This is a genomic window from Nocardia asteroides (genome assembly GCF_900637185.1).
GTDB lineage: Bacteria > Actinomycetota > Actinomycetes > Mycobacteriales > Mycobacteriaceae > Nocardia > Nocardia asteroides.
Genome location: NZ_LR134352.1, coordinates 1,534,536 through 1,554,194, shown reverse-complemented (window position 1 = coordinate 1,554,194; position 19,659 = coordinate 1,534,536). Strand labels below are relative to the sequence as shown.

Below are 19,659 nucleotides of genomic sequence, written 5' to 3'. Positions count from 1 at the left end.
AGAGGACATTGATGAATCCGCTGGTGTCCGCCGATCCGACTGTGTTGCATCCGATGCCGGAGCAGCCTCGGGTGGTGTTGTTGAAACCGCTGGTCAGCTCGCCGTTGATCGAGGTGGGTGAGTTCAGTTATTACGACGATCCGGATGATCCGTTGGGGTTCGAGACGCGCAACGTGCTCTATCACTATGGGCCGGAGAAGCTGGTGATCGGGAAGTTCTGCGCGGTGGGGACGGGGGTGCGGTTCATCATGAACGGGGCCAATCATCGGATGGACGGGCCGTCGACGTTTCCGTTTCCGACCATGGGTGGTGGGTGGGCGGAACATTTCGATCTGCTCACCGGGTTGCCCGATCGGGGGGACACGGTGGTGGGGAACGATGTGTGGTTCGGGTATGGGGCCACGGTGTTGCCGGGGGTGCGGATCGGGCACGGGGCGATCGTCGGGGCGGGGGCGGTGGTGAGCGCGGATGTGCCGGATTACGGGATCGTCGGCGGGAATCCGGCCCGGCTCATCCGGAAGCGCTACAGCGACGACGAGATCGCGCGGTTGCTGGCGGTGGCCTGGTGGGATTGGCCGTTGTCCGAGATCACCCGCCATCTCCGCGTTCTCATGTCGGGCAGTGTCGACGAACTGGAAGCCGCGGCGGGCTGATTCAGGCCAGGGCGGCCCGCATGGTCGCGGCGGTGGTGGCGGGGTCGTAGTTCTCGGAGACGCCGGCGACCAGGATGATGTCGCCCTCGATGTGACGGGAACGCAGGGGCGCGATCTCCTGGTAGGCGGGTGAGTCCCACCAGGCCCTGGCCTCGTCGATGCCGGGGAAGCCGATGACCACGACGCCGCCGTCCCAGCGGCCCTCCTTCACCTCGTGCGGGGTGACATGGACGAGGAAGCGGCCGCCGTAGGGGGCGAAGGTGGCGGGGATGCGCTCGATGTAGTCGGCGATATCGGGGTGCGGCTGCGCGTCCCGCAGGTGGGCGATGGCGTAGGCGGTCATGGTTTCGCTCCTTGCTTCGTTCGGTGTGCTCACCACGCTAGGCAGCAAGGGGCGGTGCGGAATCTGTCGTCTATAGGTAATTCCGGCGGCGCGTGACCGTAGCCGGATCCTTCGCCGACGTAACATTTCGGGGAGCTTGTCCGACGATCACCGTGACACCGGAGGAGTTTCCATATGAAACAAGTACTTGTCGCTGCGGCCCGGGTCGCGGTCGCTGGGATTTCGGGTTTGGCCGCTGTGGCGATCATCGGGTCCGGGTCGGCGCAGGCGGCGCCGCAGGACTGCGCGGTGCAGCGGGATCTGTTCGGGGCGTCGGCGGTCTGTCAGCCGGACGGGGGGAGCAACTATGTGCTGCACGTCGATTGCGTGGGGCTCTATGCCAGCGGGCCGTTCCCGCTGTACGCGATCGGGCCGTACTACGCGCTGAGCTATCCGTTCACGCCGGACGGGCAGCGCGTCACCACCGGCTGCACGGGGATGGGTCCCGGCGTCGTCGCGGTGGCCACCAACGCCTATGTCGAGGTCTATCGCGGATAGCGGGCAGCGCCGCACGGAAACAGTGCCCAACGGTTGCGGCCGTGGAAGACTACCCGTGCGGCGATCGGCATCCGTGCGCTCAAAGCAGTTGGGACGCGGAGTGTTCGACGGACAACCCGGTCCAGCGCGGTCCGATGCGTCGCACGGTGTGTCGGCGATGGACAGAGGTTTTGATGAACGCACAGTACGCGGTCAGGTGGGCGGCCGAGCACGGGCTGCCCCGGCTGGGTTTGCTCGCGCTGAACCGCAAGGGTGATCCGTTCGCGCGGCTGCTCGGCAGCGAGGAGGGCCGCGACGACCCGTATTCGCTGATCGACGAGCTGCGCGGGGACGGCGGGATCCACGTCACGCCGACCCGCGGCTACGCCACCTTCGACTACCAGCTGTGCCGGGAGATCCTGCGCGACCGGCGGTTCGGCGTGCGCACCCCGATCGACCCCGCGGTGCCGGGCCCGCTGCGCTGGCTCGCCGAACGAGTGGTGTTGCCGCCCAACCCGATCGAAGCGCCGTCGATGTTCATGCAGGACCCGCCCGAGCACAGCCGGTTGCGCAAGCCGGTGGCCTCGGCGTTCACCCCGCGGGCGGTGGCCCGGCTCGGTGACCGGGTGCGGGAGGTCACCGACGAACTGCTCGACGGTATGTCCGGCAACGATTCCGCCGACCTCATCGCCGAATTCGCCGCCCAGGTGCCGGTAGCGATGATCGGCGAGATGCTCGGCTTCCCGGCCGCCGACCGCGACCTGTTCCTGCGCTGGGGCGAGGTGGTGACACCGCTGCTCGACGTGGGCATCTCCTGGGAGACGCACCGGCGCGCGATGGCGGCGACGGCGAAGATGGAGGGCTACCTCACCGAGCACATCCGGAAGGTGCGCGACAACCCCGGCGACGACATCTTCAGCACCCTGGTGACCTCGGGCGACCTGAACGACACCGAGCTGATGGCCAGCGCGAACGTGCTGATGGGCGCCGGCTTCGAGACCACCATGAACCTGCTCGGCAACGCGATCCCGCTGCTGCTGACCCACCGCGACCAGCTCGACCTGCTCCAGGCCGAGCCGCAGCGCTGGCCCAACGCGGTCGAGGAACTGCTGCGCTACGAGCCGCCGGTGCAGCTGACCGCGCGCCGCGCGCTGGAGCCGCTGGAACTCGGCGGGGTGGAACTGCAACCGGGAAAGTCGATCATCGTGTCGCTGGCGGGCGCGAACCGCGATCCCGAGAAGTTCCCCGAGCCGCACAAGTTCGACGTGACCCGGGCCAACGCCAAGGAGCACATCTCCTTCGGCTCCGGCGTGCACGCCTGCATCGGCTCGAGCCTGGCCAGGCTGGAGGGCACCTACGCGCTGCCCGCGCTGTTCGAGCGGTTCCCGAACCTGACCCTGGACGGCGAGCCGCACCGCCGTCAGCTGTCCACGCTGCACGGGTTCTCCAAGATGCCCGCGCTGCTCGGACAGGCCGCCACCGTGCCCGCCGCCGCGTCGGAGGCGTCCGGCGACTGACCCGCGGTCAGAATTTGCCCGTGTGGTGGGTGACGCGGTGGCCGAGCAGGTCGGCGAACTCGGTGACGAATTCGCCGGCCAGCGGTGGCCAGCCCCAGAAGTCGAAGGCGAGGGCCCCGAGGGCGAAGTCGTCGGCCCATCCCCAGGTGGTGACGGGGCTGGCCGTGCCACAGGTGGCGCAGGTGACCGCGCCCGCCCCGGTCTCCTGCCAGTCGTCGATCGCGTCGGAGAAGGGTTGCCAGACGGCGGGATCGGGCTCCCACTGCTGGGGGTAGTCGATGATCACGGTGGTGACGTCGCAGTGCGGGCAGTCGGCGGCGGACGGTGGGATGGCGCCCTGACCTGGGTGATGCGGGTGCCTGCCGACGATCACCGCCACCGGCCCCGGCTGCCAATCGGCACCCCAATCCTGCGCGACCCGCCCCCAATCCGCGCCCGCCACATACCCTTCGTCGACCTGCAGGCTGTACACCCCGGCCCGCGAGGTCTCCCGCACGAGCACACCACGTGCCACCAACCGGGCCACCACGCGCTCGGCCAGCGCGGCGGCCTCGTCCGCCGTCACCTCGACATCGACGATCCGCTCGAAATAGTCACCCACGCCCAGCATGCTGCCACCGCCCACCGACAACCGCCGAGCCGTGACCGAATCGCCTCCACCGCACGGAAACCCGGCGGCTAGACGGCCTTCTTCACCAGCTCGGTGATACGGGCCTCGGTGGCGGGGGTGAGTTCGGTGACGGCGAAGGCGGTGGGCCACATCTGGCCGTCGTCGAGGGTGGCGATGTCGTTGAAGCCGAGGGTGCCGTAGCGGGCCTTGAACTTGGCCGCGGGCTGGAAGAAGCAGACGATCTTGCCGTCCTTGGCCCAGCCGGGCATGCCGTACCAGGTCTTGGGGGTGAGGTCGGGGGCGGCGGACTTGACGATCTCGTGGATTCGGGTGGCGATGCCGCGATCGGGCTCGTCGAGTTCGGCGATCTTGGCGAGCACGTCGGCCTCACCGTCGGCCTTGGTGGTCTTGCCACGACGGGCCGCGGTCTTCAGTTCCTGGGCGTGCTCCTTCATCGCGGCGCGTTCCTCGGCGGTGAACCCGGCGCCACTCTTGGACGTAGCCATCAAGTTTCCTCTCTCGACCGATCAGCGGCGGTACTTGGCGGCGACGAAGAGGCCGATGCCCGCGGTCAGCGCGAGGACCACCGCGACGCTCAGCAGGATCAGCGGGGTGGTCGCGGCGGCGTCGACGCTGGTGGCGCCGCTGCGCCGGATCAGCAGGGCCGCGACGAGCGGGCCGATCATCGCCAGCCCGGCCGCCGTCAGCAGCAGTCCGCCGGTGGCGAGTTCGACCGGACCGAGCATCGAGCTCGTCCGCCGGGCCCGGGAGCCGGATAGCAAACGGAGGTCGACGGTCATGCCCTCCCCTTTCGGTCATCCGCACGAAATGCTTCTGAACTGGAACTAAAGGTACCTCGCCGAGACACCGAACCGTGTGAGGCGAGACATGAACGATCCCGGGACCGACATCAGCAACCAGGTAGCGACCAGAAGTGCCACCTCGTTCGCCCGATTGCGTCAGCCGGCCCGCCGGGACAGGATCCACTCCCGGTACTCCGAGGGCGTCATGCCGGTCTCGGCGCGGAACACCCGGTAGAAGTTGCGGTCGTTGGTGAAGCCGCAGGCGTGCGCGATGGCGGCCACGGTCCGGTCCGGCGCTGTCGCGAGCAGCTCACGAGCGCGGGTGACGCGCAGCCCGCGCAACAGCGCGGTGGGGCCGCCCTCGTCGGCGCCGATCACCCGGAACAGCTTGCGCCGGGACATGCCGCACGCCTCCGCGATCCGCTGCGTGGTGAGTCGCGGGTCGGCGAGGTTGTCCTCGAGATACCGGATCAGATGTTCCCGGTCGAGCCTGCGGCCCGACGGCGGCGCAGGCGCGCGCCCACGGTCCACGGCGAGCGCGGCGCCGAGCAGTTCGACCCCGGCGTTGAGCAGCGGGATCACCCCGAAAGCGGGCGGCGGCAGCATCGCCAGCCGCCGGAAATAGTCGATGACCAGCCCACCGTGCGCGACCGGCTCGACCAGGGTGACCGCGGGGAAATCGCCCTCGCCCAACCCCGAGGAACGGATCAGCGCCTCCTTCGAGACCCGCACCAGCACACCCTGATACGCCGAGGTCCGCGCCTGCTGCGGGTGTTCGCCGTCGATGATGAACATCGTGCCTGCGGGCGCCCGCAGGGACCGCCCGTCCCCGGCGGCGACCTCGGTGATCCCGGACAGTGTCAGCCCGGCCAGCACGTACGGCGCGGGCACGCGGGCGATATGGCGACGGTCGCGCCGGGCGATCTCGGCGGAGTTGGCGGCGACGGCGATCGACAGCGTCTCGGCGATGATCTTGGGCGTCAGCGACCCGAAGAACGGGCCGTCGCCGAGCGGTTCCAGCGAGCACGGCAGCACCGCCTCGCTCATGATCGACGACCAGAGGTCGAACGACTCCCTGGCCGAGACCTCGGCGGTCGACAGGACCGGACCGCCGATGACGACCTCGTCCTCGTCCATGGCAACCATGGTGGCACCGAAGTGCGGCCACGAACGGCTCCGTTCTCAGCGTGTCCGCTCGGCCCGCGCTCTGGCCCGGGCGTGGGCGTCACGCAGGAGCCGCCTGGCCGCCTCGTCGGTCGCGGCGCCCGGGGCCACGATGGCGAGCCAGCCCGCCGCGCCATAGACCGGATGCGCGAGGACCGTGTCGGTGACGCTCGCGTCCGTGTCGTCGGGGCCATGGCCGGGCGCGTGCCCGGTCCAGGCGGTGAACGCGTCGCGGCCGGCGGCGATGTTGAGCCGGAAGACGCCGGGTCGGTCGAGCCGCGAGGTCGTGTCGTCGGGATAGTCCTTGGTGACGATGGTGGCGAACGGCTGGCCGGTGCGCGGCAGGACGCCGTCGGGCGCGTAGTAGAAGAAGGAATCACCCCAGCTGATCTCGGGGAATTCGCCGCCGGGCCCGGGGTTCAGGTGCAGGACGCCGCCGAGGCCGGTCACGTACTCGATGATCTCGTCTATCGTCATGATTCGAGCGTCTCATTCCGGTGCTTGTGTGGACTTTTCCCCCGATGACGAGGAGTTTCCGGTGGAAAACCTCAACTCGCCGGTTGGTCGGACTGTCGACGTGGCCCGGCTGGCCGGGTATTCAGTGCAGCAGATCCGCAATCTGGAACGCGACGGTGTACTGCCACCGGCGCAGCGCTCGCCGGGCGGGCACCGGCTCTATCGGGAGATCCACGTGCGGTCGGCCCTGGCCTATCGCGCGCTCGCGGTGGGGGTGGGTCCGGTCGAGGCCAAACGGATCGTCCGAACCGCGCACACCGAACCGGCACGCGTTCCGGCGCTGCTGGACGCGGCCCACGCCGGCCTGCACACCGAACGCGAGGAGCTGACGCTGGCCCGACAGGCCGCCGCAGCCATCGCGACGGAACCGATCACCGAGGTGCGGGGTTCGGACGCCATGAGCATCGCCGAACTGGCCGACGCGCTGGGCGTGCGCACCTCGACGCTGCGGCACTGGGACGCGGAAGGTCTGGTCGTCCCGGATCGCGCCTCGACCGGGGACGCGCGCCGCTACTCCCCAGCCCAGGTCCGCGACGCCCGCATCGTCCACCAGCTGCGACACGCGGGATACCGGGTGCCGCAGGTACGCGCGATCATGCCGCAGTTCCGCGCGCACGCGGCGACGGTACGGGAAGCACTGGCCGCCAGGGATTCCGCGCTCACCACGCGTTCCCTCGCACTCGTCGACGGCGCGACAGCGCTACGCGCGCTGCTCGGCGATGCTCAGGGCCGCGGGCCCTCGGCGGTGCTGCCCGACAGCGGCATGGCGGGCAGGCCGAGCTTGCGGTGATCCCAGGACCGGACCCGGGTCGGCTCGACCCGCACCACGATCCGCTTGTTCATCATGGCCTCGACGAACGGCCGCAGCTCCGGGCTGTAGGCGCCGACATAGCGCTCGTAGATGTCGATGCCGGCCCGCCAGTACTCCTCGGACTCGGTGTCCTCGATCAGGTGGGCGGTGCCCTCGATCGAGACGCCGCGCAGCTGGTCGTAGGTGTCGCCGGCCTCGGCCATGCAGGTGATGGTGGGGTCGCGGCGCAGGTTCACCGCTTTCTGCGACTTGGCCTTGGTCTCGAAGTAGATGACGCCGTCGATGTGCCCGAACCACATCGCGGTCAGGTGCGGCTTGCCGTCGGCGTTCAGCGTCGCCATGGTGAGGACGCGGCTGCGGTCGAGGAACTGCGCGATCTCCTCCGCGCTCATCTGCACCACGGCTCGCTGCTTGATACCCACCGGGTTCCACCTTTCCTGCCTGTCGATTACGGCCGACCCTACCGAGACATCGACCGCGCCGAACCCGAAGCGGCCACATCCGGACGCGGCCGCACCCGGTGGGCACGGCCGCGTCGACGGTTCGGTCAGGGCGTGACGATCGCGAAATTCGGGTCGGGATCGTCGAGCAGGCCGAGCAGCCGCGACAGGACGCCGGGATCACCGCTGTGATCGATGCCGTCGAGCCCCTTGCCCGCGAGGATGCCCAGCAGCTGCTGCTTGGTGAGGTTCAGGGTGAGGTCGATGTCGGCCTTGGAGCGCGGGTCGACCGTGCGGACCAGCACGCCGTTGGACATCGTCAGCCGCATCACGGTGTCGAGATCGGTGAAATGCCATTCGATCCGGAACGATTCGCCCGCCGCGCGCGGCCCGTTCACCCGGATCGCGAGGGTGTCGAAGAGCTGGTCGATCGACAGCGCCGCGGCCATGCCGCCGCCCAGGTTCAGCACGGTCGGGCGGACGCCGTTGCGCAGTTCCTCGTCGCCGGTGAGATAGAAGCAGCGCCAGGTGGCGTTCTCGGCGCCGAAGCCGAGCCGGCGATAGGTCTGGGCGAGGGCGGCTTTGGCGTCGGCGTTGTCCGGCTCGGCGAAGACCGCGTGCTTGAGCAGTTCGGCGGCGAAGCGCAGGTCGCCCGCGTCGGCGTAGGCGCGGCCCTTCGCGATCACCGTGTCGATACCGCCGATGGTCTCGACATAGCGGATCGCCTTCTCCTGCGCGGGCCACTCCCACAGCGAGCTCGGGTTGCCGTCGAACCAGCCGAGATAGCGCTGGTAGATGGCTTTCACGTTGTGGCTGACCGAGCCGTAGTAGCCGCGCGCGCTCCACGCGTCGGCCAGGCCCGACGGCAGTTCGATGGCCTCGGCGATCTCCGGCCCGGTCAGGCCCGCGTTCATCATCCGCAGGGTCTGGTCGTGCAGGTACATGTAGAGGTCGCGCTGCAAGGACAGGAACGCGACGATATTGTCGACGCCCCAGGTGGGCCAGTGGTGCGAGGCGAAGGCGACATCGGAGTCGATGGCGAACATCTCGATCGCCTCGTCGATGTAGTGCGACCAGATGCGCGGGTCACGCACCTGCGCGCCGCGCAGGGTCAGCAGGTTGTGCAGGTTGTGGGTGGCGTTCTCGGCCAGACACAGGGCGCGGTGGCGCGGGAAGTAGAAGTTCATCTCCGCGGGCGCCTCGGTGCCGGGCGTCATCTGGAACACGATGGGCACGCCGTCGACGGTCTCCTGCTGGCCGGTGTGGGTGATGTCGATCGTCGGCGGGATCAGGCCGAAGGTGCCACCCGAGGTCTGGATACCGAGACCGGTGCTGCACTGGCCTTCCGGGCCGGGCGTCATGCCCATGCCGTACATGTAGGTGCTGCGCCGGGTCATGGCGGTGCCCGCGTAGACGTTCTCCGACACCGCTTCGGCCATGAATCCGGCGGGCGCCAGGATCGGCACGTCACCGCGTCCGTTCGGCAGTACCCCGTCGACGCCGCCGAAATGGTCACCGTGCGAATGGGTGTAGATGACTCCGGTGACGGGCCGGTCGCCGCGATGCTCGCGATAGAGCCGCAGCCCGGCCGCCGCGCACTCGGCCGAGATGAGCGGGTCGATGACGATGACGCCGGTATCACCCTCGACGATCGTCATATTGGAGATGTCGAAGCCGCGGATCTGATAGATGCCCTCGGTCACCTGGTACAGCCCGTTCTTCACGCACAGCTGCGCCTGCCGGAACAGGCTGGGGTTCACGGTGTCCGGGCACGGACCGTCCAGGAAGGAATAGGCACTGGTGTCGAAGACCACCGTGCCGTCGTCCTTGGTGATCCGCATCGGCGTCAGCGTCGCGATGAACCCACGGTCGGCGTTCTCGAAATCGGTGCGATCGTCGAAATCCAGTGCCATCGGATATCAGCTCCTCAGCTCGGTCGAGTCGTCACTGACGATGCTGGGTGTCCGGTGCGGTCGCGTCATCACCCGCCGTGGGTGAATTCCGGTCGGAGCCGCGTCTAGACCGGACCCAGGAACGGGAGTACCGGGCGGCAACTCGCGGGCACGATGTCCTGGTCGGCCAGGGCCGCGATCACCACACCGATCGCCACCGGGTCCGCGGTGAGTTCGTAGTGCTCGGTGTAGTCCTGGGCGCACAGATCCTGGACCACGACATTGCGGACGTTGGCGCCCGTCAGCATTCCGGTCTCGTAGGGGGTCGCGATCTGGTCGTAGCGCGTGACGATGGTGGTGAAGTCGACATCGGGCGCCGCGGCGGGATCCGGGTCGAGCTCGCGCAGATACGGTGAGCCGTAGGTGAACTGGCACGGCCCGCAGTGCGGCGTGATCGCCACGTCCAGGGCAGGCGCGGTGGCGAGGACCTGGGCGAACATCGACTGGATGCCGCTGAGCGTGGTGCCGTGGAACGGGGCGCCCATCGCGATGTAGTCGTCGATCTTGGACGCGCCGCCCAGATGGTTGAGGTAGTGGAACGGGATCGCGCCGCCCATCGAATGGCCGACGAGATCGACCTGACCGGCGCCGGTGGCGGCCAGGACGCGGTCGATGAACGCGCCGATCTGCTCGCCGCTCTCCGCGATCGGCGCCACGGCGCCCACCGGACCGAGCGGTCCCGTGCCGTAGGTGGTGCTGAAGACGCAGTAGCCCGCGGCGGCCAGCACAGGCGCGAGCGTGTTCCAGGTGACGGTCTGGTTGCTGAGACCGTGCAGCAGGACCACCGGTTGCGGATGCGCGCCATCGGGGCGGCAGTCCCAGTCGTTGGCGCCGGGCGGCGCGGTGTCCGGCGCGCGGAACTGTGCCGCCACCCCACCGAGGTAGCTGTAGGACGGTTCCGGTTCCGGTTCGGCGAAGGTGGGCGCGGAAGTCGACAAAGAGACGATCGCCGCCGCCGACAACACGGCGATGCGAGCTGGCCAGCCTGACATGTTTGCTCCTGATCCATGCACTGCCCGGCCCTATGACCGACCGGTCGGTCATAGCCTAGATCGCCGAGCACGCACTGTCGACAGCCAGGACAGAAGGCGGAGCGAGAACTGCCGAATTCGTGCTCGCGCACCAGCTTCGCGTCAGCGGGCCGGAGGATGTTCGGGGAGATCGGCGGCCGCGGCGGCCACGGTCGGGTAGATGCCGATCGGGGTGTCGCCTGCTTCGGCGGAGCCGAGGGCGTCGCCGAACTGGGCGATGGAACGGGCGATGCGGAAGTCGATCCGGCGGTGCGCCAGGGTGTTGCGCAGGTCGAGCAGCATCTCGGCGGCGGTGACATCGAGCGAGGGCGAGGTCTCGGCGTCGAGGACGACCAGCCGGGTGGCGTCGGTGCACAGCTTCTCGATGCTGGACTCGATGTAGTCGGCGTTGCCGAAGAACAGCCCCGATTCGACCCGGACCACCAGCAGATCCGGTCGCGCGGCGAGTTCGGGGTGGCGGGCCGTATCCACCCACAGGGAACCGGTTTTCGCCAGCGCGGCCACATGCGGCTGGGACGTCCGGTAGACCAGCAGCAGCACCGACACGCCGACGCCGATGAGCAGGCCGGGCAGCGTGTCGAACAGCAGGACGCCGAACAGCGCGGCCATGGCGGCGAGGAAGTCGGCGCGCGCGGCCCGGCCGTAGATGCTGCCGAGCAACTGGGTCCACACCCGGTAGAGGCGGCGCAGGGCGGCGATGTCGACGAGTTCGATCACCGCCGCGATCACCACCGCGGCCAGCGTCGCCTCGGGCAGATTCTCGAACAGGCCGGTCAGGAACAGCAGCGTGAGGACGGTCAGCGCGGCCACCACCAGCCCGCTGAGCTGGGTCTTGGCCCCCGCCCCACCGTTGACGGCGGTCTTGGACAGGCTGCCGTTGACCACCATGCCCGAGCCGAGCCCGGATCCGAGATTGGCGGTGCCGAGCCCGAGCAGTTCCCGGTTGGCGTCGATGGGATAGCCCGCCTTGGCCGCATAGGTTTTCGCGGCGCCGAGCCCCTCGGCGAAACCGATCAGCAGCACGCCGAGGGCGGGGCCGAGCAGGTCGAGGTAGTCGTCGAAGCCGACGCCGGCGGGCATTCCGACCGTGGGCAGGCCCGCGTCGATGTGCCCGACGATGTCGACGCCCTTGTCGTCGAGGCCGAACAGCCGCACCGCGACGATGCCGAGGAGCACCGCGAGCAGCGAACCGGGAACGAGCGGCAGCCAGCGCTTCACGCCGAGTACGACGGCCAGGCTGAGCAGGCCGATCAGCAGTGTGCGCCACTGGGTGTCGCCGAGTCCGCGCAGCACACCCCAGGCCTGTTCGAAGAAGTTGCCGCCGTGCTTGTCGATGCCGAACAGCTTGGGCACCTGGCCGATGATGATCGTGAGCGCGAGCCCGACGATGAAGCCCTTGAGCACCGGTTCGGAGATGAACGCGGCGATGAAGCCGAGCCGGATCAGCCCGGCCAGCAATCCGGCGATGCCGGTGGCGATGGCCAGCGCGGTCGACAGCGCGACGTAGCGGCCAGCGTCGGCACCGGCCAGCGGGGTGATGATCGCCGCCGACAGCGCCGCCGTCGCCGACATCGGCCCGACGACCAGGTGCCGCGAACTGCCGGCCAGGGCGTACAGCACCAGCGCGGGCACGGCCGCGTAGAGCCCGACGACCGGCGGCACGCCCGCGATGGACGCGTAGGCCAGTGCTTCGGGCACCAGCACCGCCCAGACCGTGAGCCCGGCGATGATGTCGGGCCGCAGCCAGCCGCGCTGATAACCGTGCAGCGATTCGAAGATCGGCAGTGCCTTCACGACGAGCCCCCCACCGTCAGAGTCCGCCGATGCCCTTGCCGAGCACGACCGCGCCCATCACCAGCAGCACGATCGCCATCACCGCGTGGTTGTTGTCCTGCAACCATTGCCGGGCGCTGTCGAGGGTGGGGCGCAGCCGGTCGGCGGCCACCGCGTAGCCGAGTACCACCGCGAGCACGGTGGCCGAGCCGATCAGGGTGAACACCAGGATCGCCACGATGTCACCGCCCGCGCTGAGCCCGCCGGACCCGATCGCCACACCCGCCGACAGGCACAGCAGCAGATTCTTGGGGTTCACCCCGGACAGCACCGCGCCGAGACCCGCCGCCTTGGCGACGGTGAGAGTGTCGATGGCCTGCATCCAGCCGGGCACCGCGGTATCGGACCGCGCGTGCCACTGCTCGGCGGCGAGCACGATCAGCAGCGCGCCCAGCACGATCTTGACCCAGGACGCCGCGGTCGACGGTTCGGTGTCGCCCGAACCGCCCAGCGGCCCGGCCAGCAGCGTCACGACCACGGTCACCAGCAATATCCCGCCGACCCAGCCCGCCGCGAAGCCGCGCGCCGCACCACCCGCGTTCTTGGACAGGATCATGAGAATGGCCGCGACGATGGGGATCGGCGAGATCGCCACACCCACCGCCAGCGGAAGCAGATCGCCGATGACAGAGCCCATGCGGCTCACGCTAAGCGGGCGGCCCGCACTCCCGCGTCACACATTGTGGGTGAGATCCGGAACCGGCGCACGGGCGCCGAGCAGTTCGTACAGGGCGGTGATGCTCTGCTCGCCGCGGTCCTCGGCCACCGCGCGGCGCAGCAGCTCGTGCATCGGTTCGTGCCACGACAGGTCCACGCCCGTCTCGGCGGCGAGCCGGGCATCGTCGTCGAGTGCGGTGTGGAACAGGCCGACGCTGGAACCGAGGCGGGTGTAGTCCTTGTCGTCGATCTCGGCCGCCAGGACCGGCAGCAGCGACTCGATCATCCGCAGCCACTTCGCCGAATACGGCACCATCGTCCGGGCGGGCAGGCCGCGTGAGGCGAGCATGGCTGCGCCTTCCAGAAACCCGAGCAGCGCGGGCAGCAGGGTCGCGCCGACGGCCGATTCGTAGAGGGCGGCGAGATCCGGTTCGGCGCCGAGGAAGTCGAGTTCGCCGCCGAGGACCCGCAGGGTGTCGGCATGGGTGTCGAAGACCGCGCGGTCGCCGCCGAAGTACAGCAACGTGTCGCGCGCGCCGACCGCGGCGGGCACGTTCTTGATCGCGCCGCCCAGGTAGCGGGCGCCGGCGCAGCGCACCCACCGCGCGAATTCCCGCGCCTGAGCGGGTGTTCCGCTGTTGAGGGTGATCACGTCGCGGCCGGCGAGCACGTCGGTGGCGTCGGCCAGGCTCGCGCGAGTCGCCTCGAACCCGGTGAGCACGGCGATGCTCAGCGCACCCGCCTCCACCGCGCCGGCGATCTCGCGATGCACGACGGCACCGGCGGCAGCCAGGCCGGCGGTCCGCTCCACGCTGCGGTTCCACACGTGCGTCGGGTATCCGGTGGCGAGAAGGGCGTGCGCGAGCGCGCTGCCCATGGACCCGGTGCCGAGTACGGTCACCGACGGTCGTGGCGCTGTGGTCATCTGCGACTCCGATCAGTGCGCGGCGATCGGCCGACCGCCGCGATGAACCGAGTGTCGGCGCGCGCCGAAGAGCCGACAAGTACGCACTTTTCCCGCCAGTTCCGCACCTACGGGTAATCGTCCAGGTCAGGACGATTCGGTCGACCCGTCGTCGGCCAGATCGATCGTGAAGGCCACACGCGCGAGGCCAGGTCCGTCATAGTCGCGAAGGACGTCGGAGGCCGCGAAACCCAGGCGGGCGTGGAACGCTCGGGAGCCCGCGTTCTCCGGGCTGGTGACGCAGTGGACGAAACGTCGGCCGTCGGCGCGGGCCAGCGCGAAGAACGCCTGGTAGAGGGCATGGCCGAGGCCCTCGCCCTGTAGCGCGGGATCGACGCCGACGAAATGTATGTAGGCGGTGTGCGGTTCGGACTGCGACAGGAATCCGACCAGAAACGCGGCCAACTGCCCGTCGGATCGTTCGACCAGAAAACTGGTCGTGGTGAAATGCTGAAAGTACAGGCGGGGCAACAGCAGTGCTCGTTCCATGGCGCCCGCCTCGCCCTTCAATCCTCCCCACCACGCGTCCAGCACGGCGAGGACGCGCGGGTGGTCAGCATCGGTGGGGTGCCGGGCGAGGAGGCCCGCGGGAAGTCCGTCGATCACCGCGACAGTCTGTCACCCACCGGGCGCGGGATCCGCGGGGTCCTGACTGCCCGGTTTGTGAAGATTGCCAATGTGGGCTTCGCTCTGACCAGGGATTCGAGCGCACGACGTACAGTTTTCCCATGCCGGATCCCGAGATGACCGAGTTGGTTCAGCGCAGCGTGGAAGAGGCGTTGCTCGCCGGGCCGCGCCGCTATACGCGGACCCAGGTCGCCGAGCAGTCGGGCGTGGCGCAGGCCGACTCGCGACGCCTGTGGACCGCGCTCGGCTTTCCGGCGAACCCCGACGACGAGGTCGACTACACCGAGCTCGACGTCGCCGCGGTCACCGGCTTCCGCAGGATGAAGGTCGCGGCCGCCTCCGACATCCGCCAGCAGGCCGCCGCCGCCCGCACGATCGGCCAGGGCATGGCCCGGTTGACCGAATGGCAGGCCGACCTGGTGCTGGCCGAGATCAGGGCGCGGGTCGCCGCGGCCGATCCGGACCTGCCGCTCGGCGAACGGGTCAGGGCGGCGACCGAATCCACCATCGCGGGCATCGAGCAGCTCCAGACGTATGTGTGGCGCAGGCATCTGGCCGCGGCGGTGGCCCGGTCCATCGACGACACCACCGAGGGCACCGAGTCGATGCGCACGCTGGCCGTCGGCTTCGCCGACATGGTCGGGTTCACCCGGCTCACCCGCCACCTGCACCGCGACGAACTGTCCACGCTGCTGGAGGCCTTCGAGTCGACCACCACCTCCGCGATCACCGACAACGGCGGCTGGGTGATCAAGAACGTGGGCGACGAGGTCATGTTCGCCGCCGAGACCGCGGCCGACGCCGCGCGCATCTCGCTGGCCATCCAGGAGTCGACCATGCTGGTCGGCGGCACCCCGGAGCTGCGGGTGGCCTTCGCCTACGGCGAGGTGCTGCAACGCTTCGGCGACCTCTACGGCTCGGTCGTCAACATCGCCGCCCGGCTCACCGGCGTGGCCAGGCCGGGCAACATCCTCATCGATGACGCCGCCGCCGAGTCGCTGGCGGGGCACCCGGAATTCGCCATCCGGCACCTGCGCAGCGTGCGCGTGCGCGGCTTCAACCGGCTGCGCCCGCACCGGCTGCGCCAGGCCTCCTGACCGGCGGCGGGCACACCGTTCTCTAGGGTGTCGACGTGGAGATGGACTGGCAGAGCGTGCGCGAGCGGTACACCGTGTTCGCCGACGACGCGGTGCTCGCGCTGAACAAGCCGGCCGGGATCTCGGTGACCGGCGAGCGGCACGACACCGACCTGGTCGAGCTGGCGCAGGCCGCGGGCACCCAGCTGTATCCGGTGCACCGGATCGACAAGGTCACCTCGGGGCTGGTGCTGCTGGCTGTCGACCTGGCCGCGCACGGCCAGTTGACCAGGCAGTTCACCAAGCAGACCGCCCGCAAGGCGTACCTGGCGATCGTGTCGGGGACCGACCTGCCCGAGCGGGGTGAGATCGACCTGCCGCTCAGTGTCGGCCGCAAGAACCGGGTGCGGATCGCCGCCCCACGTGAGGCGATCCGGCGCGCGGGCGAGCGGTGGTTCGTCGACGAGGCGGACCTGCTGCCCGCGAAGAACTATCCCTCGCTCACCCGGTTCGCCACCGTCGCCCGGCACGGCGAGCACACGCTGCTGGCCGTCGCGCCGGTCACCGGGCGCAGGCATCAGATCCGGGTGCAGCTGGCCTGGATCGGCCATCCCATCCTGGGCGACCCGCTGTTCGACCGCACCGCCGCGTTCCCCCGCACCCACCTGCACTCCTGGCGGCTGGGGCTGGACGCCGACTGGCTGACCCCGCCGGTGCTGGATCTGACGGCCACGCCGGACGCGGACTTCTTCGCCCCGCTCGGCGCCGACCCGGACACGGCGGCATTGCTGCGCGCCGCGTCCGAGCGGCTGACCACGATCGCGGGCTGAACTCACGCCTCGACCAGACCGGCCCGGTCCCCCGTCACCGTGACGCGCCTGCGCCGGCTCGGCATCAGCGCCGTCGGGTGCCCGACGCCCCAGGCCGCGCCCGCGCAGATCATCTCCTTGACCCGCGCGGCGAACCGACCGGTGAGCACCGTGGAGGTGGGCTGGTCGGCGTGGGTCACCCGCTGCATGATCGCGTCGCGGCGGCCGAGGCTGATGCACTGCGAGACATAGCCGATCGTCTCGTCCGGCACGGGCCGCCCGGTCAGCCGGGCCGCGATGGCGTCCCCGGCCCGCCAGGCCATCGGGGTGCCCGCGGCGCACGACATGCGCAGCGGCACGCCGTCGGGTCCGGGCGCCAGCGCGGCATCGCCCACGGCGTACACATCGGGGTGCGAGACCGAGCGCATGGTGGCGTCGACGACGATGCGGCCGGTGCCGTCGACGGTGAGGGTGGTCGCGGCCGCGATCGGGTGCACGGCGAAGCCCGCGGTCCAGACGGTCACCGCGGCCGGGATCTCTGTCGCGGCGCCGGTGATCACGCCGTCCGCGGTGACCCGGGTGACGTCGGTGCGCTCGGTGACAGTGATGCCGAGCCGGTCGAAGGCCGCGCGCAGGTGCCGCCGCGCCTTCTCGTGCAGCCAGTCGCCGACGCCGCCACGGGCGAGGATGGTGACCCGCAGGTGGGGGTGCGATTCGGCGATCTCGGTCGCCGCTTCGATGGCGGTGAGCCCGCCGCCGACGATCAGCACCGCGGCGCCGGTGTCCAGGGTGGCCAGGCGGTCACGCAGGCGCAGGGCCTGCTGTTTCCCGGCGACGCTGTGGGCGTGCTCGGCCACACCGGGGACATCGGCGGCGCCGGTGCTGCCCAGCGCGTAGACCAGCGTGTCGTAGGCCAGGGGTTCGGCGTCGGCCAGGTCGACGGTCTTGCGCTCGGCGTCGACCGCGGTGACCAGGGCGGTGACCACCCGGACCCCGGTGCCGGCGAAGGTGTCGCGCAGCGGGCGGCTGCGCAGCTGCTGTCCGGTGGCGAGCTGGTGCATCCGCACCCGCTCGACGAATTCGGGGTCGGCGCTGACCAGGGTGATCTCGACGTCGTCGCGGTGCAGCCGCTTCGCGGCGCGGCCCGCGGCGATGGCTCCGGCGTATCCGGCTCCGAGGACGACGATGCGGTGCTTCATGGCTGGCTCCTATCGGGTTGGACTCCCCTCCTGAACCGGACAGCCACCCGATCCCTGACACCAACCCGATGTGATCTGGATCACCACGCCACGGCGAGCGGCGTGTGCACCCCCTCGGCCACCCACCGGTCGGTGAGCCGGGCGAGCTTCTCGGGGTTGACCTGGATGTGCACCGCCGCGATGCCGTCGTCGGTCGGCTCGACGCTCAGCACCGCGACGACCTGCCCGTCGACCACGGCGAGCACGGCGGGGTCGCCGTTCACGACGTCGGCGTAGAACACCGGATCGCCGCCCACGTACTTGCGCTTGGCCGGGGTCGGCCGGAAGACGTGACTGAGGTAGCGCGCGACTTCGACCGCGCCGAGCACCGGCGTCTTGCGGGCGGGGATCCGGCCCCCGCCGTCGGCGATACCGACCGCGTCGGCGGTGAGCAGCCGGATCAGCGGGTCGGTGTCGCCGCTGAGCACCGCGGCCAGGAACTCCTCGACGATCCGCTGGGCGACCGCCGTGTCGACCGTGGTGCGCGGGCGCCCGGCCGCGTGCTGTTTGGCCCGGCGGTAGATCTGCTGGCAGTTCGATTCGGTGAGTTCGAGCATGTCGGCGATCTCGGCGTGCGGGTAGCCGAACGCCTCGCGCAGCACGTAGACCACGCGCTCGTTGGGCGAGAGCCGTTCCAGCACGACCAGCATGGCCAGCGAGACCGATTCGCGCTGCTCGACGGTGTCGGCCGGGCCGAGCATCCGGTCACCGGCCAGCACCGGCTCCGGAAGCCACTGCCCCACATAGGTTTCCCGCTTCACCCTGGCGGAGGTGAGCTGATTGAGACACAGGTTGGTGAGCACCTTGGTGAGCCAGGCCTCGGGCACCTCGATCAGGTCCCGGTCAGCGGCGTGCCAGCGCAGATAGGTGTCCTGCACGGCATCCTCGGCATCACCGGCCGAGCCCAGCAGCCGGTAGGCGATCGCCTCCAACCTGCCACGGGAGGCTTCGAACACATCGGCCTCGTCGACGCTGAGCTTCATCAACCCATCGTCGGCCATGCAGCCGGACCGCCGCCACCCGGCCGCCACTGCGGCGACCGGCCGAGCAACCGCAGGATCCTGTCCAGGGTGCTCCTCGGCCGAGCGCAGATAGTCGTCGACCGGAACACCTTCCTGCGCGTACTACAAACGCTGGCGCGGCGCAGCGGAACCTCCGATCCGGGGGCATGATCGATGACACAAACCGGGGGTGAGGTTTCGGCCCGTGGTACGCCTCATGAAGACGGGAAAGCCCAGGTCATCTAGCCTTGAGAGGTGCCGACGAGTCATACCGGCACACTCTGACGCAACGGAGCGATCCCAGAGAAGAAAGCGACTGCCGATGATCCTGGCGGCTCAGCTCAGCGATACCCATTTCGACCTCACTCCGCGCAACACCGAACGCGTGGAGCGCGTCATGGCCTACCTGGCGGACCTGCCGCGCAGGCCCGACGTCATCCTCGTCACCGGCGACATCACCGACTCCGGCAAGCCGGAGCAGTACGCCGAAGCCCGCCTGGCCCTGCAAGCCGACATCCCGGTCTACCTGCTGCCGGGCAACCACGACGACCGAGCCGCCTTCCGCACCGACCTCCTGGGCGAACCCGCCTCGAACGCTCCGATCAACAGCGCCCACCGCGTCGGCGCGCTGACCGTGATCCTGCTCGACTCCACCATCCCCGGCGAACCGAGCGGCCTGCTGGCCGAGGAAACCTACGCCTGGCTGGGCGAAACCCTCGCCGCGGCGCCGGCCGACGGGCCCATCCTGATCGCCCTGCACCATCCGCCCAAACGGGTCGCCAGCCCGGTCGTCGACGTGATCGCCCTGGCCGAACCCGATCGCCTGGCCGCCGTCGTCGCCGGTGACCCGCGCGTCCTCGGCGTGCTCACCGGGCACGCGCACTCCCCCATCGCCACCACCTTCGCGGGCAAACCCATGATCACCTGCCCGAGCACCGCCTCCGTGCTGGGCGGCGCCTGGGAGCTGACCTTGCCGAACAAGGTGATGGACTACGCGCCCGACCCCGCCGTCGCGCTGCACGTCATCGACGAGACCAACACCCTGACAACCCATTTCCGCACCGTGGCGATGGGCGGCTGGCTGGCCACATTGTGATC

22 protein-coding genes are annotated in these 19,659 nt (G+C 69.8%); 7 read left to right on the top strand and 15 right to left on the bottom strand.

Annotated elements, in window-relative coordinates; translation table 11 throughout:
* Positions 1-11: 11 nt before the first annotated feature.
* Positions 12-653, top strand: coding sequence for a CatB-related O-acetyltransferase (locus tag EL493_RS07470; RefSeq protein WP_019044988.1), 642 nt, complete (start codon positions 12-14; stop codon positions 651-653).
* Position 654: 1 nt separating this feature from the next.
* On the opposite strand, the gene EL493_RS07465 is transcribed toward EL493_RS07470, so the two are convergent.
* Positions 655-996 carry a DUF1330 domain-containing protein gene (locus tag EL493_RS07465; protein ID WP_019044987.1) on the bottom strand — a complete coding sequence of 114 codons (342 nt, stop codon included), beginning with the start codon at positions 994-996 and terminating at the stop codon, positions 655-657.
* A gap of 174 nt (positions 997-1,170) precedes the next feature.
* Between EL493_RS07465 and EL493_RS07460 the strand changes: the two genes are divergently transcribed.
* On the top strand, positions 1,171-1,533 hold the full coding sequence (locus EL493_RS07460) for a hypothetical protein (RefSeq protein ID WP_022565788.1): 363 nt from the start codon (positions 1,171-1,173) through the stop codon (positions 1,531-1,533).
* A 173-nt stretch (positions 1,534-1,706) separates the two neighbouring features.
* A complete protein-coding gene (locus EL493_RS07455; protein WP_019044985.1) occupies positions 1,707-3,029 on the top strand; it encodes a cytochrome P450 in 1,323 nt (440 codons plus the stop codon).
* A gap of 7 nt (positions 3,030-3,036) precedes the next feature.
* On the opposite strand, the gene EL493_RS07450 is transcribed toward EL493_RS07455, so the two are convergent.
* The 5 genes from EL493_RS07450 to EL493_RS07430 form a co-directional block, all read right to left on the bottom strand.
* Positions 3,037-3,639, bottom strand: a complete 603-nt coding sequence (locus EL493_RS07450; RefSeq protein ID WP_022565789.1) for a hypothetical protein — start codon at positions 3,637-3,639, stop codon at positions 3,037-3,039.
* A gap of 68 nt (positions 3,640-3,707) precedes the next feature.
* Positions 3,708-4,145 carry an iron chaperone gene (locus tag EL493_RS07445; protein ID WP_019044983.1) on the bottom strand — a complete coding sequence of 146 codons (438 nt, stop codon included), beginning with the start codon at positions 4,143-4,145 and terminating at the stop codon, positions 3,708-3,710.
* 21 nt (positions 4,146-4,166) lie between these two features.
* Positions 4,167-4,439: a hypothetical protein gene (locus tag EL493_RS07440; RefSeq protein ID WP_019044982.1), complete on the bottom strand. Its 273-nt coding sequence runs from the start codon at positions 4,437-4,439 to the stop codon at positions 4,167-4,169.
* 159 nt (positions 4,440-4,598) lie between these two features.
* Positions 4,599-5,579, bottom strand: coding sequence for an AraC family transcriptional regulator (locus EL493_RS07435; RefSeq protein ID WP_019044981.1), 981 nt, complete (start codon positions 5,577-5,579; stop codon positions 4,599-4,601).
* A gap of 45 nt (positions 5,580-5,624) precedes the next feature.
* A complete protein-coding gene (locus EL493_RS07430; RefSeq protein ID WP_019044980.1) occupies positions 5,625-6,083 on the bottom strand; it encodes a DUF6194 family protein in 459 nt (152 codons plus the stop codon).
* Between the two features lie 61 nt (positions 6,084-6,144).
* Here EL493_RS07430 and EL493_RS07425 point away from each other — a divergent pair, with 61 nt between their 5' ends.
* A complete protein-coding gene (locus EL493_RS07425; protein ID WP_022565791.1) occupies positions 6,145-6,912 on the top strand; it encodes a MerR family transcriptional regulator in 768 nt (255 codons plus the stop codon).
* Here the strand turns inward: EL493_RS07425 and EL493_RS07420 are convergent.
* From EL493_RS07420 to EL493_RS07390, 7 genes are all read right to left on the bottom strand, one after another.
* Entirely contained in the window at positions 6,846-7,355 is a 510-nt protein-coding gene (locus tag EL493_RS07420) for a pyridoxamine 5'-phosphate oxidase family protein (protein ID WP_019044978.1), read from the bottom strand. The two genes, EL493_RS07425 and EL493_RS07420, sit on opposite strands and share 67 nt — an antisense overlap.
* 125 nt (positions 7,356-7,480) lie before the next feature.
* The gene (locus tag EL493_RS07415) at positions 7,481-9,286 is read right to left on the bottom strand and encodes an alkyl/aryl-sulfatase (protein WP_019044977.1); all 1,806 of its coding nucleotides are present in this window, start codon (positions 9,284-9,286) and stop codon (positions 7,481-7,483) included.
* 104 nt (positions 9,287-9,390) lie between these two features.
* The gene (locus tag EL493_RS07410; RefSeq protein WP_030200522.1) at positions 9,391-10,317 is read right to left on the bottom strand and encodes an esterase/lipase family protein; all 927 of its coding nucleotides are present in this window, start codon (positions 10,315-10,317) and stop codon (positions 9,391-9,393) included.
* A 141-nt stretch (positions 10,318-10,458) separates the two neighbouring features.
* The gene (locus tag EL493_RS07405) at positions 10,459-12,150 is read right to left on the bottom strand and encodes a SulP family inorganic anion transporter (protein WP_019044975.1); all 1,692 of its coding nucleotides are present in this window, start codon (positions 12,148-12,150) and stop codon (positions 10,459-10,461) included.
* 16 nt (positions 12,151-12,166) lie between these two features.
* Entirely contained in the window at positions 12,167-12,826 is a 660-nt protein-coding gene (locus EL493_RS07400; RefSeq protein ID WP_019044974.1) for a GAP family protein, read from the bottom strand.
* 36 nt (positions 12,827-12,862) lie between these two features.
* Positions 12,863-13,771, bottom strand: a complete 909-nt coding sequence (locus EL493_RS07395; RefSeq protein ID WP_022565793.1) for an NAD(P)-dependent oxidoreductase — start codon at positions 13,769-13,771, stop codon at positions 12,863-12,865.
* A gap of 126 nt (positions 13,772-13,897) precedes the next feature.
* The gene (locus EL493_RS07390; protein ID WP_019044972.1) at positions 13,898-14,416 is read right to left on the bottom strand and encodes a GNAT family N-acetyltransferase; all 519 of its coding nucleotides are present in this window, start codon (positions 14,414-14,416) and stop codon (positions 13,898-13,900) included.
* Between the two features lie 122 nt (positions 14,417-14,538).
* On the opposite strand from EL493_RS07390, the gene EL493_RS07385 reads away from it, so the two are divergent.
* Together EL493_RS07385 and EL493_RS07380 are read left to right on the top strand one after the other, a co-directional pair.
* Entirely contained in the window at positions 14,539-15,534 is a 996-nt protein-coding gene (locus tag EL493_RS07385; RefSeq protein ID WP_019044971.1) for an adenylate/guanylate cyclase domain-containing protein, read from the top strand.
* A 41-nt stretch (positions 15,535-15,575) separates the two neighbouring features.
* On the top strand, positions 15,576-16,343 hold the full coding sequence (locus EL493_RS07380) for an RluA family pseudouridine synthase (RefSeq protein ID WP_036834892.1): 768 nt from the start codon (positions 15,576-15,578) through the stop codon (positions 16,341-16,343).
* A 2-nt stretch (positions 16,344-16,345) separates the two neighbouring features.
* On the opposite strand, the gene EL493_RS07375 is transcribed toward EL493_RS07380, so the two are convergent.
* Together EL493_RS07375 and sigJ are read right to left on the bottom strand one after the other, a co-directional pair.
* Positions 16,346-17,521, bottom strand: coding sequence for an NAD(P)/FAD-dependent oxidoreductase (locus tag EL493_RS07375; RefSeq protein WP_019044969.1), 1,176 nt, complete (start codon positions 17,519-17,521; stop codon positions 16,346-16,348).
* Positions 17,522-17,601: 80 nt separating this feature from the next.
* The gene (gene sigJ / locus EL493_RS07370) at positions 17,602-18,543 is read right to left on the bottom strand and encodes an RNA polymerase sigma factor SigJ (protein ID WP_036834893.1); all 942 of its coding nucleotides are present in this window, start codon (positions 18,541-18,543) and stop codon (positions 17,602-17,604) included.
* A gap of 340 nt (positions 18,544-18,883) precedes the next feature.
* Between sigJ and EL493_RS07365 the strand changes: the two genes are divergently transcribed.
* A complete protein-coding gene (locus EL493_RS07365; protein ID WP_019044967.1) occupies positions 18,884-19,657 on the top strand; it encodes a metallophosphoesterase in 774 nt (257 codons plus the stop codon).
* The last annotated feature ends 2 nt before the right edge of the window (positions 19,658-19,659 follow it).

Excerpts from the sequence above, each read along its gene's own strand:
- EL493_RS07435 (WP_019044981.1), bottom strand. The coding sequence starts at position 5,579 with ATGGACGAGGACGAGGTCGTCATCGGCGGTCCGGTCCTGTCGACCGCC.
- EL493_RS07460 (WP_022565788.1), top strand. The coding sequence starts at position 1,171 with ATGAAACAAGTACTTGTCGCTGCGGCCCGGGTCGCGGTCGCTGGGATT.
- EL493_RS07430 (WP_019044980.1), bottom strand. The coding sequence starts at position 6,083 with ATGACGATAGACGAGATCATCGAGTACGTGACCGGCCTCGGCGGCGTC.
- EL493_RS07450 (WP_022565789.1), bottom strand. The coding sequence starts at position 3,639 with ATGCTGGGCGTGGGTGACTATTTCGAGCGGATCGTCGATGTCGAGGTG.
- sigJ (WP_036834893.1), bottom strand. The coding sequence starts at position 18,543 with ATGAAGCTCAGCGTCGACGAGGCCGATGTGTTCGAAGCCTCCCGTGGC.
- EL493_RS07395 (WP_022565793.1), bottom strand. The coding sequence starts at position 13,771 with ATGACCACAGCGCCACGACCGTCGGTGACCGTACTCGGCACCGGGTCC.
- EL493_RS07465 (WP_019044987.1), bottom strand. The coding sequence starts at position 996 with ATGACCGCCTACGCCATCGCCCACCTGCGGGACGCGCAGCCGCACCCC.
- EL493_RS07400 (WP_019044974.1), bottom strand. The coding sequence starts at position 12,826 with ATGGGCTCTGTCATCGGCGATCTGCTTCCGCTGGCGGTGGGTGTGGCG.
- EL493_RS07445 (WP_019044983.1), bottom strand. The coding sequence starts at position 4,145 with ATGGCTACGTCCAAGAGTGGCGCCGGGTTCACCGCCGAGGAACGCGCC.
- EL493_RS07440 (WP_019044982.1), bottom strand. The coding sequence starts at position 4,439 with ATGACCGTCGACCTCCGTTTGCTATCCGGCTCCCGGGCCCGGCGGACG.
- EL493_RS07410 (WP_030200522.1), bottom strand. The coding sequence starts at position 10,317 with ATGTCAGGCTGGCCAGCTCGCATCGCCGTGTTGTCGGCGGCGGCGATC.
- EL493_RS07380 (WP_036834892.1), top strand. The coding sequence starts at position 15,576 with ATGGACTGGCAGAGCGTGCGCGAGCGGTACACCGTGTTCGCCGACGAC.
- EL493_RS07470 (WP_019044988.1), top strand. The coding sequence starts at position 12 with ATGAATCCGCTGGTGTCCGCCGATCCGACTGTGTTGCATCCGATGCCG.
- EL493_RS07375 (WP_019044969.1), bottom strand. The coding sequence starts at position 17,521 with ATGAAGCACCGCATCGTCGTCCTCGGAGCCGGATACGCCGGAGCCATC.
- EL493_RS07455 (WP_019044985.1), top strand. The coding sequence starts at position 1,707 with ATGAACGCACAGTACGCGGTCAGGTGGGCGGCCGAGCACGGGCTGCCC.
- EL493_RS07415 (WP_019044977.1), bottom strand. The coding sequence starts at position 9,286 with ATGGCACTGGATTTCGACGATCGCACCGATTTCGAGAACGCCGACCGT.
- EL493_RS07365 (WP_019044967.1), top strand. The coding sequence starts at position 18,884 with ATGATCCTGGCGGCTCAGCTCAGCGATACCCATTTCGACCTCACTCCG.
- EL493_RS07385 (WP_019044971.1), top strand. The coding sequence starts at position 14,539 with ATGCCGGATCCCGAGATGACCGAGTTGGTTCAGCGCAGCGTGGAAGAG.